General features: G+C 42.9%; 10 protein-coding genes and 2 pseudogenes. 9 read left to right on the forward strand and 3 right to left on the reverse strand.

Features of this window, described 5'->3' with window-relative positions:
* Nucleotides 1-18 precede the first annotated feature (18 nt).
* The 6 genes from SHEWPOL2_RS02955 (at nucleotide 19) to SHEWPOL2_RS02980 (ending at nucleotide 5,242) form a co-directional block, all read left to right on the forward strand.
* A complete protein-coding gene (locus SHEWPOL2_RS02955; protein WP_011711622.1) occupies nucleotides 19-534 on the forward strand; it encodes a DUF411 domain-containing protein in 516 nt (171 codons plus the stop codon).
* A complete protein-coding gene (locus SHEWPOL2_RS02960) occupies nucleotides 531-2,549 on the forward strand; it encodes a copper resistance system multicopper oxidase (RefSeq protein WP_083848294.1) in 2,019 nt (672 codons plus the stop codon). Before SHEWPOL2_RS02955 ends, SHEWPOL2_RS02960 begins: the two co-directional genes overlap by 4 nt.
* 11 nt (nucleotides 2,550-2,560) lie before the next feature.
* A complete protein-coding gene (locus tag SHEWPOL2_RS02965) occupies nucleotides 2,561-3,274 on the forward strand; it encodes a copper resistance protein B (protein ID WP_011711624.1) in 714 nt (237 codons plus the stop codon).
* A gap of 115 nt (nucleotides 3,275-3,389) precedes the next feature.
* Nucleotides 3,390-3,812 (forward strand): copper resistance CopC family protein, encoded by a 423-nt coding sequence (locus tag SHEWPOL2_RS02970; protein ID WP_037425940.1) that lies wholly within the window; start codon nucleotides 3,390-3,392, stop codon nucleotides 3,810-3,812.
* Between the two features lie 173 nt (nucleotides 3,813-3,985).
* On the forward strand, nucleotides 3,986-4,723 hold the full coding sequence (locus tag SHEWPOL2_RS02975; protein ID WP_239642732.1) for a CopD family protein: 738 nt from the start codon (nucleotides 3,986-3,988) through the stop codon (nucleotides 4,721-4,723).
* A gap of 75 nt (nucleotides 4,724-4,798) precedes the next feature.
* Nucleotides 4,799-5,242: a nuclear transport factor 2 family protein gene (locus tag SHEWPOL2_RS02980; RefSeq protein ID WP_037426042.1), complete on the forward strand. Its 444-nt coding sequence runs from the start codon at nucleotides 4,799-4,801 to the stop codon at nucleotides 5,240-5,242.
* Nucleotides 5,243-5,430: 188 nt separating this feature from the next.
* Here the strand turns inward: SHEWPOL2_RS02980 and SHEWPOL2_RS02985 are convergent, their stop codons facing one another.
* On the reverse strand, nucleotides 5,431-5,976 hold the full coding sequence (locus tag SHEWPOL2_RS02985) for a CueP family metal-binding protein (protein WP_011711628.1): 546 nt from the start codon (nucleotides 5,974-5,976) through the stop codon (nucleotides 5,431-5,433).
* Nucleotides 5,977-6,409: 433 nt separating this feature from the next.
* Between SHEWPOL2_RS02985 and SHEWPOL2_RS02990 the strand changes: the two genes are divergently transcribed.
* On the forward strand, nucleotides 6,410-7,630 hold the full coding sequence (locus SHEWPOL2_RS02990; RefSeq protein WP_037425945.1) for an OprD family outer membrane porin: 1,221 nt from the start codon (nucleotides 6,410-6,412) through the stop codon (nucleotides 7,628-7,630).
* 498 nt (nucleotides 7,631-8,128) lie between these two features.
* Nucleotides 8,129-8,338: pseudogene (locus SHEWPOL2_RS02995) on the forward strand (transposase family protein); the annotation flags it as partial.
* A gap of 208 nt (nucleotides 8,339-8,546) precedes the next feature.
* Here the strand turns inward: SHEWPOL2_RS02995 and silS are convergent.
* Nucleotides 8,547-10,021 (reverse strand): annotated as a pseudogene (silS, locus tag SHEWPOL2_RS03000) (copper/silver sensor histidine kinase SilS).
* Nucleotides 10,014-10,694 carry a copper/silver response regulator transcription factor SilR gene (gene silR, locus SHEWPOL2_RS03005; protein WP_011711632.1) on the reverse strand — a complete coding sequence of 227 codons (681 nt, stop codon included), beginning with the start codon at nucleotides 10,692-10,694 and terminating at the stop codon, nucleotides 10,014-10,016. The pseudogene silS and the gene silR overlap by 8 nt, the downstream one beginning before the upstream one ends.
* A gap of 189 nt (nucleotides 10,695-10,883) precedes the next feature.
* On the opposite strand from silR, the gene silC reads away from it, so the two are divergent.
* Nucleotides 10,884-12,269, forward strand: a complete 1,386-nt coding sequence (gene silC / locus SHEWPOL2_RS03010) for a Cu(+)/Ag(+) efflux RND transporter outer membrane channel SilC (RefSeq protein WP_037425949.1) — start codon at nucleotides 10,884-10,886, stop codon at nucleotides 12,267-12,269.
* Nucleotides 12,270-12,286 lie beyond the last annotated feature (17 nt).

Raw genomic sequence — 12,286 nt, forward strand, 5'->3', positions numbered from 1 at the left:
TGATTTGGAGGCAATATTATGTCTGCTCTATATCGCAATTCTATTAGTTTTTTTCGTGTCATAGGTACTATTTTTATTCTGCAAACTATGGGAGGGATATTAATTGCCCGTGCAGCAGAGCCCGGCACTACGGAGCCATTACTCACCGTTTATAAAGATGCTAATTGCGGCTGTTGTGAGAAATGGCTAACGCATATTAGTGAGCGTGGATTTAGTGTTAGTGCCCACAATATTAACAACCTTTATGAGTTTAAACAGTCAAAGGGCATTCCTGCTTCAATGCAATCTTGCCATACCGCTGTGTCATCTCAAGGTTATGTGTTTGAAGGGCATGTCCCTGCAAAATTCATTAGTCGTTTTTTAGCCACCCCTCCTAAAGATGCTATCGGCTTAACCGTACCCGCTATGCCAGTGGGCAGCCCTGGCATGGAGTACCAAGATAAATTTATGCCATATCAAGTCTTACTGTTGAAAAAAGATGGCAGTAGTGAAGTTTACGCCCAAGTGAACTCGCTTGAGGAGTCTGTACAATGAAATCGCAATACATGATAAAACCCATGATTCAAATGACAAACAGTGAACTCAACAACAGCCGACGCCGGTTTGTGTTTGGTGCATCCGCCATGTTGGCATTGATGTCGATCCCTTTCCCTAAAAATGCCGTTGCCAATGCGTTAAGCCAATCGTTGAGCCAGCTCTCTGGCAAAGTGTTTGACTTAACAATTGACTATAAAATGGTTAATTTTACCGGGAAATCTGCTCGAGCTACTGTGGTAAACCAATTACTGCCCGCGCCGTTATTACGTTGGAAAGAAGGTGAAACAGTCACCTTAAGAGTAAAAAATAATCTCGACCATGATAGCTCTATTCACTGGCACGGTATTATTTTACCCACCGAAATGGACGGTGTGCCTGGCTTTAGCTTTGATGGCATTAAACCCGGTGAAACATTTGAGTATCAATTTACCGTCCAGCAAAGTGGCACATATTGGTATCACAGTCATTCAGGCTATCAAGAACAAACCGGTTTATTCGGCGCTATTGTGATTGATCCAGCGACCCCCGATCCGGTTATATATGACCGTGACTATGTGATCATGCTGTCTGATTGGTCTGACGAAGCCCCTGAAAACATTTATGCCAAATTAAAGAAACAAGCCGATTACTATAATTACCGTGAGCGTACGGTAATGGATTTTTTCTCTGACGTGAATAAAAATGGCTTAGCCAATACGTGGAACGCTCGTTCGATGTGGAATAACGCGCGCATGAGTGACAGAGACATATCTGATGTTACGGGTTCAACTTACACCTATTTAATGAATGGCAATCCTCCGCAACAGGGCTGGCAAGGGTTGTTTGAACAAGGTGAGAAGGTGCGCTTACGCTTTATAAATAGTTCTGCTATGACCATATTTGATGTACGTATACCGGGTCTCAAAATGAGTGTTGTCGCCAGTGATGGTCAGAACATTCAACCGGTATCTGTGGATGAATTTCGAATCGGTGTTGCTGAAACCTATGATGTGGTTATTGAGCCAGAGGTTGATAATGCCTATTGTATTTTCGCTCAAAGTATTGACCGCACCGGCTTTACGGTAGGTAACCTTACCTCAGATGCCAGTTTACATGCTCCTATTCCCCCAATGGATCCAAGGCCAGTCCTTGGCCACAGTGATATGGGCATGGATATGAGTGATATGGATATGAGCGGTATGGATCATAGCAAAATGGACATGGGCGCTGGTGATATGTCAGGCATGGATCACAGCAAGATGGCTATGGGTGGCGGTGATATGTCAGGCATGGATCACAGCAAGATGGCTATGGACGGCGGTGATATGTCAGGCATGGATCATAGCAAGATGGCTATGGGCAGCGGTGATATGTCAGGCATGGATCACAGCAAGATGGCTATGGGTGGCGGTGATATGTCAGGCATGGATCACAGCAAAATGGCCATGGACGCTGCGAAAGCGACAGTCTCAGGACTAGGGCTTGCAGGCTTTGGCAGTAACAATGAAATTAAACACATTGACACCGAGTTCGGCCCACAAGTGGATATGCGTGCAGATGCGCCAAAAAGTGGTTTACACGATCCCGGGATTGGATTGCGTGACCATCAACAACAATTTAATCGCAAAGTATTAACTTATGGCGATATTAAAGGCTTACATCCTACCTACGACACGCGCCAACCTAGCCGCGAAATTCAACTGCATTTAACCGGCAATATGAACCGATATATGTGGTCTGTGAATGGGGTGAAATTTATGGACGCCGCGCCATTAGAGTTTGAATACGGAGAAAGACTGCGGATCACCTTAGTGAACGACACGATGATGACTCACCCTATGCATTTGCATGGTATGTGGAGTGAGTTAGAGACAGGCGACCCTGATTTTATTCCCCGTAAGCACACGGTATTAGTTCAGCCGGGTTCTAAGATCAGTTACTTAGTCACCGCCGATGCAAAAGGGCAATGGGCATATCATTGCCACTTGTTATTCCACATGCCAGGCATGTTCAGAAAAGTCGTGGTGAAATAAGGGGAATACAGATGAATAAAACGAATTTAGTGGCATTGGGACTGTTGAGTCTGAGCGCCTCATTGGCTAGCTCAGCTGTGTTTGCCGGCGGTAATGATGATCCTCTATTAACAAAAGTCATGCTGGATCAATTTGAAAAAGGCGTGGATCCGCAAGATCCTACCCAGTTTAGTGCACAAGCCTGGTTAGGTTACGATTTGAATAAGTTGTGGCTTAAAACCGAAGGTGAATATTCAAATAGTGATAAGCAAGACCTTGAAATTCAGGCTCTTTACAGTAAGCCCATCGCACCATACTGGGATGTACAATTCGGTATTAAAACCGATATCAAACCGACGCCGAACCGTAATTGGGCTGTGATTGGGGTTCAAGGGTTAGCGCCATATTTTTTTGATATTGACGCGGCCTTATTCATCGGTGAACAAGGCCGTACGGCTATGCGGTTGAGTGCGGAATATGAACTGTTAATCACTCAAAAATTGATACTCACACCTGAAGTAGAAGTTAATTTATTTGGTAAGGACGATGCTGAACTTGGAATAGGCTCAGGCTTATCTGACGTCAGTGCAGGGCTGCGATTGAGATACGAGATTGTTCGAGAGTTCGCACCCTATATCGGTGTTGATTGGCGTCAGAAGCTCGGTAATACCGCCGATTACGCCCGAAGTGAAGGGGAAGATACACAAGAAACCCAGTTTGTTATTGGTTTTAGCGCGTGGTTCTAAGACCTCGTTCGTACACTGAGTTATAAGCTTGGCGCCAAGATGTTAGCTAAGCCAATATTAAATCATTTATGTAAACCGTTTTTCGATCGTTAAAAACAATATAAAAGGAAATATCATGAAATTATTTAACAACGTTTTAGTCGTAACAAGTCTATTCCTGAGTGCTTCAGCATTTGCTCATGTCGGACTGGGCAGTTCTATGCCCACTAACGGTGCCATGCTAAGTCAAGCACCAACAACGCTTGAACTGACCTTTACGGCTCCGGTACGTTTGGTCAAATTAACAATGCAAGATGAGAAGCAGCAAAGCGTACCGCTAACATTACCTTCAAGTGCGACCAGCCAAGCAGCATTTTCATTCGCTCTACCAGCATTAAGCGCAGCTAATTACACGGTTAACTGGATGATCATGGGTGATGACGGTCATAAGATGAAAGGCAACATGAGCTTTATGCTTCACGACTCTGGCATGAACACTCGCAGTGCACCGCCTATGACAATGGAGCATGAGACTAGCGAGCACACTGCACATCAATAAGTGGATGAGTAAACATGATATTAACCGTATTTGAAATATCGGTGTTGATATCTAAATGGGTTATCTATCTGAGTGTTGCCGCTGTTATTGGCGGCACATTGATGCAATACCTCATTAAGGGTCAACTTAATCTGAGCATTAGCGTTGCAAAATATACCGGCCTAGGTGCCGTATTGGGATTGATTGCCGTTAGTATCAATTATTTTGCGCAAGTAGGGGCTTTTGCTGAAAACGGCTTGATGGGAATATTTGATGCGCAGATGCATGCTTTTCTGTGGCCAACCCAGGTAGGGCAAACGGTGCTTTGGCGCTTAATCGGTTTTGGGTTAATGCTAGTGGCTAGTGGTTTACTGTTACATAAGAACCGTTATATCAAAACGTTTTCTGCGGTATTAGCGATTCTCAGTTGTCTGTTAATTGCTGTCACGTTTACTTTTATTGGCCATAGCACCGAACTGGGATTGCTTGCTCAAGGCTTAATATTGATACACGTGTTGATCATTGGCAGTTGGATAGGCGCTTTTTATCCATTATGGAAATTATGCTGCACCGATGACCACATCGTCATAAAAAATGTCATGGATACATTTGGTCGTTTAGGCATAGTGATTGTCATTCTAGTGTTGCTTTCAGGCATGGGAATGGTGTGGATGTTGTTTGATAGTCCCACTGAATTAATCAGTTCCGATTATGGTATTGCGGTCACCATCAAGCTCTGTTTGGTGGCTATCATTTTGCTTATAGCAGCATGGCATAAATTGGTTTTAGTACCTAAATTAACGATTGCGAACACATTACTCGCAAAACAAAAACTACAAAAATCGATTGGATTAGAAGCATTAATAGCAGTACTGATATTAGCGACAACAGCGGTACTTTCGAGCGTGCTAGGTCCTATGAGCCTTGGATAATCACTATAAATTAACAGAGAGATAAAAATGAAAAATAGCCCTTTAACAATACTCATAACGACCGGGATATTACTGATGTCCGCAGGACAAAGCTCATTGAGCTTCGCCCATGGTGATGAAACTCACCCTATAGAACAAAAAGCGTTTATCGGTGTTGATTCCGCCGCGGGTAATGTCGTCAAACAATTTCATGCTGCATTACAAACGGGCAATGAGGCTATTGTTAGGCAGTCATTAGCAGCCAATGTGCAAATTTATGAAGGTGGAAAAGTAGAACGTTCACTTACGGATTATGCCAATCATCATATGCTTGCGGATATGGCTTACTTAAAAGGGTTAACCATAACGCCAAAAGAACACCAAATAACGATTACGGGTGACATTGCTATTTCAACGTCAATAAGTCACGCCCAAGGTGAATATAAGGGTAAAAGTATTGACTCGATGACCATGGAAACGCTTGTGTTAATTAAACAAGTGGATGGTAGTTGGAAAATAACCCACGTGCACTGGTCGTAACTAATAAGAATTTCATCAACCAGATAAAGGATTATCTTGAGTTCCTTTGTAGGTAGTGTTCCCAAGAAAACCACAAAGACTCACGTCATGTTAATGCATGATATTTTATGGAAAAGGATTTCCATTTTTTATATAAAAAAGACCGGAGTAATTCCAGTCCTTTTACAAGCCATATTTAAATGTTAATTTTAAATAAGTTTCATAGTTGTAATGCAAGTTCTATCGTTATTGAAAGTAGACAATACTTCTCTCGCCACTCTTTTGCTTCCGTCTTTTGCTTCATAGTAAATATTAAATGCTAAGTTTTTATCTTTTGGAACCCAAAAGTCTATAAATCCATCACGTTGTGTCGTCATTTTTTTGTCTATTAATGTTTCACCTGTGTCAGTATCAGTCATGACAACTTTCATTGTTTGATTTATTATCTCTCCGGTACAACCTGTTAAAACATGATTCGTACATGGATGAGAACTATTAATGTACGGAGCTATTGAAAGAAAGAATTGATCTTTTGGTATTGCTACAGAACTACTTTTACCATCTGAGAAAGTTGCAACTATTCTATCGGGTAATACTTTTATCATTATCCCTTCATTATTTTTGTATAGTGTATGTGCTGTTGTAACAGCACTCTTATAGTCTAAATTTTTAAACGTTTCTGCATTTATTATTGTGGCATATGATTGACTTGAATATGCAACTATAAGTGCTAATAGAATGTGTTTTTTAATCATGGTCTGAGTTATCCTATATAGTTTATAAAATATTTTTATTTAAACGTGCCTCGCTTTTTTTATTGTAACGATTGTGGTTATATATATATTGAGCTAATTCACATTATTGATATTGGCCTGATGTTTTTGGTCGTTTGTTTTTTTGCTTTTTAAATATATGCTTTAACGCTCTATTCTCCTAGGTTTTTAGCTCAGGTTTTAAACTTGCGTCTTCATATAATTTTTCTACCTAAGTTTTTAAACTTGGGTTTTAAATCTATGTTTATTTTAAATTAATATTTATGTCGGTTTGATATTTTTTTGTGAAATAGATCACTGTTAAAAATGCTCTAGTTTGTATTATCGATTTGGTTTGTAATTTATTTGTTTATCTTTGATTTTAGTTTTACTTAATATAGTTTCTTATTTGTAACTTAACGTTAATAAGGTTTGTATGTTTAAATATAATAAATATGTTTTGGTGCTATTAGCAATGAGTAATAATGCACTCTCTAATGATGATATTGAGAGTTTTTCTGAATGGATACACAATGGTAATGTTGGAGGTACAGCGAGATCGTACTATTTCGAACAAGATTTTGACGATTCAAATACAGAGAATAGCTCGATTTGGGTGAATGGTGGTAATGTTACTTTTAATACATCAGAGTTTAATGGGTTTAAATTGGGAGGAGAGGTACAGGGGTCATACGTTAGTAATATCAATGATGATGATGATACAACTGCGGGAGATATGAACGCACAAGGTCTTGTATTATCGGAAGCTTTTTTGAAGTATCAGTTTGGTGATACTGTGTTTTCTGGAGGTAGACAACACTTTTCATCACCCCTTATCGCTAACTCAGGTTCAAGATTGATAAATGAATCTTTTGAAATGTATCAGGTGTCTTCAAGTCATTTTGATGGTACTGATATTTCGATTGGATATGTGACTAAATATCAGACTCGAACAGATAAATCGTTTTATGTTGATAATGAATTTGTTGATTTTGATTTTAATGGTTCTGGCTCTCCTGGCGATTTTTATAAAATAGGTAATGATGGCGTTTTTTTCGTACAAGTTAACAAGCGAATCGCTAAAAAATTCAAAGTTAACTCACAGTACGCAAATGTAATAAATGAAGTCCAAGCACTTTATGCGGATCTCGAATATACATTGCCAACTAACTTTAACAGTTATATTGCAATGCAATATTACAAAACTAAGTGGGATAAAAATGAACTAGTCGATAATGATCTTTTGGGCTTTAAAGTAGGTTTCAGTCAGGGAGGAGTAGATTTTTTTGCTGGTTATACATTAGCTGGAGGAAATGAAGGAGATAATAGAGTTTTTAGAGGCATTGGTCAAGGAGCTTATTATCAGTTTACTGCCACTACTAAAACTGCGGGTGTTGGGGCATTTGAATCTGGAACAAATTCGTATCAATTGGGGTTAGGTTCTGCTATCTCTAATCTTAAAGGTAAAATATTTTATACATCTTTTGACAATCCCATAGTGGGAAAAGATTTAAATGAATGGACGGTTAATCTTGCATATCAATTTGATGGTAAACTCGAAAATATCGGTATATCAATTGATTTTTCAATATTGGATTATGAAAACAATCAAAAAGACGCTACAGATTTAAGAACGAAATTCACTTACAGCTTTTAAAGGTTGTAAATGTTTTTGACAAATGTTAATTCCCTAATAATTATATTGTAATTGTAAATTCAGGTCGTGTTAATGGGTGTGCTTGGGTTTACAATTTTATATGAAAATACGTCTAGATGATTAAAGTTGAAAAACTTGTTATTTGATAATTTATCAATATCTACGTTTACAAAAAAATTCATCTTGAATGTATTTTAGAACCAGGGGGTTACACAGGGTGAGATTATGCTTTGTAAATTCTGTTAACATTTAGCTATTTTGTTCTTAAGTCGACTTAATGCGAGATTATTGATTGATATAAATCATCCATAATCGAATGAAATTCGTTCGACTGGATAGGTTTGTTAACCAATTTAACAATTTATAATCCGGCCCTGGGGGGTTACAAACATAAGCAGGGCGAGATCGTGAATATATTTTAACCGTTTTGAGCTAAATTAGACGGACGGCATCGATTATGCTCTTATGCTCTCTTTTTCTTATAGAGAGCATAAGAGCATGTACCTTGAAGCCTTCACATCACATTTCAACTCGATTGCTGACAGCCGACAATCTGCCAAAGTGACTTACCCGTTGCATGATGTATTGTTCGTCACTCTGTGTGGTGTGATTGCTGGCGCCGAAGGTTGGTCTGAGATCCACGATTATGCTGTCGGGCACCATAATTGGTTTAAAGAAAAGGGAATTCTGACCGAAGGTGTCCCTGTCCGGGGGAAGCACAACCTATATTTTCATTTCCATAACTGAAACAAGTCCGGCAGTGTTTATTTCTCCGGGAGTTGGCTGGATATTCATTTCCTGGCGTACTCTGACGCCGGGTATTGATGAAGCAATCCAGCCTTCCTGATAAGTATCGAATGGCTTCTGTTTGCTGCATGACAGGCTAATGACATCTTTGTCATTTAAATCTTTATTCTCAGTGTTGGGGCTCCGGAATCCTTTGCTCCAGTCTGGGCACGGATAAGATAAAACGAGTTGAGCGTACGTCCGATTCCACCTGCACTCTTCCGTGATGTGCTTCCACGATTGACTTCACAATTGCAAGGCCGATGCCGCTGCCTTCTCCTTTTCGTTGTCTGGACGGATCCACCCGATAAAAACGGTCAAAAAGCCTTGATAAATGCTCTTCAGGGATTGGTTTCCCCGGATTTTCAATCACCAGGTCAAAAAAGCTCTCTTGCTCTCTTATTGAGACGGTGATTGCCTGTCCCTCCGGGGTATAACGCAGGGCATTGGATAACAGATTATTGATCGCTCTTCTGAACATTTGTGGATCTCCCTCAACCAGGCAGGGCATCCCGTTAAATTTGAGCGTGATATTGCGTTCTTCGGCCCAGGCTTCGAAAAACTCGAAGACTTTCATGACTTCTGCTCTGAGGTCAAACCGGACCCTGTCAGGTATAAGCTGATTATTGTCCGCCTGCGCCAGGAACAGCATGTCGCTGACCATTTTGGTCATCCGGTTATACTCTTCAAGACTGGAGTAGAGGACATCCTCAAGTTCCTTCTGGGTTCGATCCTGACTCAGTGCGATTTCAGTCTGCGTCACCAGATTGGTGATGGGCGTTCTGATCTCGTGCGCGATATCGGCAGAGAAATTGGCCTGGCGGGTAAAGACATCCTCAATCTTTCCAATCATATGATTGAACGAGATAACCAGCTGTTCCAGCTCAATGGGAACGCGTGTCGGTTCCAGCCGCGTATCAAGATTCTCGGAGGTGATGCTTTTAATGGCATTGCTGACATTACGAAGGGGCAGGTGCCCCTGACGGACAGCGATGCGAATGATCAGAACAATCAGCAGGCTTATCACGACGGCAATCGCAATCAGATTTTTTTCAGCGCATCGAGGTAATGGAGATGGAAATTAATGGAGAGGCCAGTCAGCATGACATAGTTCTGCTGTTTGCCCTGAAATATCGCCTGGCCAGAGGAGGCGATAATCCGGTATGTTTCCATCTTCATTTCAGACCCGGTATCCATCGGTCTCGCAGGATCCTCCACCGTCCAGAGAAAGACATCCCGTGCGTGGCTGTGCTCGCTAAAATCTGCTGAATTCACGGCCGGGCGTAGTGCTGCCCCCTGCGCTGAACTAAAGAGCACCTCACCCCTGGGATTGAGGAGCAAAAGAGCAACGTTGCGGTAGCTGGCAATCGATTCCTTTATTTTGCTTACTTTTTTTTCATCTGGATCTTCCGGGGACTGGAGTATACGGTTCAGTGTGGTGCTGATTTGTTGAAGATCGCTGACATCCTGCTCGGCAAAATGATTTTCAACAGAATGCAGCATAAACCAGGTGAAGGCGATAAAAGCCAGTATCGTGGACAGGCTGATAAAAAAGGTCAGCCGCAGGGAGAGTGAGAAAGGGTGCCTGGAAGGTTTGCTATGCATCCGGGACCTCCAGCATATAGCCCACGCCCCGGACTGTCTGGATCAGCTTTGTCTCGTAATCGTTGTCTATTTTAGCGCGGAGTCGCTTTACGGCGACATCAATCGCGTTAGTGTCGCTGTCAAAATTCATGTCCCAGACCTGAGAGGCAATCAGGGAACGGGGAAGAACCTCTCCCTGATGGCGAATGAAAAATTCCAGCAGGCTGAACTCTTTACTGGTGAGCACAATGCGGTTTCCGGCGCGACTGACTTTTCTGGATACGAGATCAATCGAGAGACCAGCCACCCTAAACTGGCTTTCCGTGATCATCGTGTTTCCCCGCCTCAGAAGGGTTTTCACCCGGGCTAGCAGTTCGGCAAACGCAAAGGGTTTAACCAGATAATCGTCCGCACCCAGTTCCAGTCCTTTGACCCTGTGTTCGATCGTGCCGAGGGCCGTCAGCAGTAAGACCGGCATACCCTTTCCGGCAGTGCGCAGCATCCGGATGATATCCCAGCCGTTCATATCAGGCAGCATGATGTCCAGAATGACTAAATCATACTCGGCTGTCATGGCGAGATGATATCCGGTAAGACCATTATCAGCGTGATCCACTACGAACCCTGCCTCTCTAAGCCCTTTGCTGAGATATTCACCTGTTTTAATTTCGTCTTCGACGATCAATATTTTCATCTTGCTCCCCGGCTGGCTGCTAAGGTCATTCTATTGCGCCCACGATCATTATCAACGGATTACAGCAAAAATGACAACATTGTCATTATCCTGTCACCCGACAAACAGAGAGCGTTCGGTAAAGTACCCCTATCAATACTCTGGACTTCATTTGAACCATTTACCAGGTCTGCCTGGACGAGAAGCGTTATGTTCAAATTAAAATTACTCAGCATTAGCACGATATTCATCCTGACCGGTTGTGTCTCTCTGGCACCTGAATATCAGCGCCCGGCAGCACCGGTACCCCAGCAGTTTTCACTGTCCCGAAACAGCCTGACGCCAGCAGTGAATGGTTATCAGGATACGGGCTGGCGTAACTTTTTTGTCGATCCCCAGGTTACCCGGCTGATCGGGGAAGCCCTTGCTAATAACCGTAATTTGAGAATGGCTGCCCTGAAGGTTGAAGAGGCCCGGGCCCAGTTCAACGTCACGGATGCAGATCGTTATCCCCAGCTGAATGCCTCATCCGGGATCACCTACAGCGGTGGTCTGAAAGGCGACAAGCCGACCACACAGGAGTACGACGCGGGTCTGGAACTCCGCTATGAGCTCGATTTTTTCGGCAAGCTCAAGAACTTGAGTGACGCTGATCGCCAGAACTACTTTGCCAGCGAAGAAGCCCGTCGGGCTGTACATATCCTGCTGGTCTCCAGCGTTTCACAAAGCTATTTCAGCCAGCAACTGGCGTATGAACAACTCCGTATCGCGCGGGAAACGCTGAAAAATTACGAACAGTCCTATGCTTTCGTTGAGCAACAGCTCGTGACCGGGAGTACGAATGTGCTGGCGCTTGAACAGGCCAGGGGACAAATCGAAAGTACCCGCGCTGAGATAGCCAAACGAGAAGGCGATCTGGCTCAGGCAAACAATGCCCTGCAACTGGTGCTGGGAACGTACCGTGCACTGCCGCCAGAAAAAGGGATGAAAGGCGGTGAGACCGCGCCAGTTAAACTGCCATCAAACCTGTCGTCACAAATTTTGCTGCAGCGACCGGATATTATGGAGGCGGAATACCAGCTGAAAGCTGCTGATGCGAATATTGGCGCAGCGCGGGCGGCCTTTTTCCCGTCCATTACCCTGACCAGTGGCCTTTCCGCAAGCAGTACGGAGCTGTCCAGTCTCTTCACGCCAGGAAGCGGAATGTGGAATTTTATCCCTAAAATTGACATTCCTGTTTTTAATGCCGGCAGGAACAAAGCCAATCTCAAACTGGCAGAAATTCGCCAGCAACAGTCGGTGGTTAATTACGAACAAAAAATTCAGTCCGCCTTTAAGGATGTTTCCGACACGTTTGCGCTGCGCGACAGCCTTAGCCAGCAACTTGAGTCACAGCAGCGTTATCTTGATTCACTTCAGATAACTCTCCAGCGAGCCAGAGGATTGTATGCAAGTGGTGCTGTCAGTTACATCGAAGTGCTGGATGCAGAACGTTCCCTCTTCGCTACGCAGCAAACCATTCTCGATCTTACCTATTCCCGACAGGTTAACGAAATTAATCTGTTTACTGCGCTGGGTGGCGGTTGGGTAGAATAAATTTATTTAATTAATCA

This window comes from Shewanella sp. POL2, from assembly GCF_000282755.1.
GTDB lineage: Bacteria > Pseudomonadota > Gammaproteobacteria > Enterobacterales > Shewanellaceae > Shewanella > Shewanella xiamenensis.

What these genes read in the sequence shown, in the direction of transcription:
- SHEWPOL2_RS02955 (WP_011711622.1), top strand. Translation starts at nt 19, where the DNA reads ATGTCTGCTCTATATCGCAATTCTATTAGTTTTTTTCGTGTCATAGGT.
- SHEWPOL2_RS02960 (WP_083848294.1), top strand. Translation starts at nt 531, where the DNA reads ATGAAATCGCAATACATGATAAAACCCATGATTCAAATGACAAACAGT.
- SHEWPOL2_RS02965 (WP_011711624.1), top strand. Translation starts at nt 2,561, where the DNA reads ATGAATAAAACGAATTTAGTGGCATTGGGACTGTTGAGTCTGAGCGCC.
- SHEWPOL2_RS02970 (WP_037425940.1), top strand. Translation starts at nt 3,390, where the DNA reads ATGAAATTATTTAACAACGTTTTAGTCGTAACAAGTCTATTCCTGAGT.
- SHEWPOL2_RS02980 (WP_037426042.1), top strand. Translation starts at nt 4,799, where the DNA reads ATGTCCGCAGGACAAAGCTCATTGAGCTTCGCCCATGGTGATGAAACT.
- SHEWPOL2_RS02985 (WP_011711628.1), bottom strand. Translation starts at nt 5,976, where the DNA reads ATGATTAAAAAACACATTCTATTAGCACTTATAGTTGCATATTCAAGT.
- SHEWPOL2_RS02990 (WP_037425945.1), top strand. Translation starts at nt 6,410, where the DNA reads ATGTTTAAATATAATAAATATGTTTTGGTGCTATTAGCAATGAGTAAT.
- silR (WP_011711632.1), bottom strand. Translation starts at nt 10,694, where the DNA reads ATGAAAATATTGATCGTCGAAGACGAAATTAAAACAGGTGAATATCTC.
- silC (WP_037425949.1), top strand. Translation starts at nt 10,884, where the DNA reads ATGTTCAAATTAAAATTACTCAGCATTAGCACGATATTCATCCTGACC.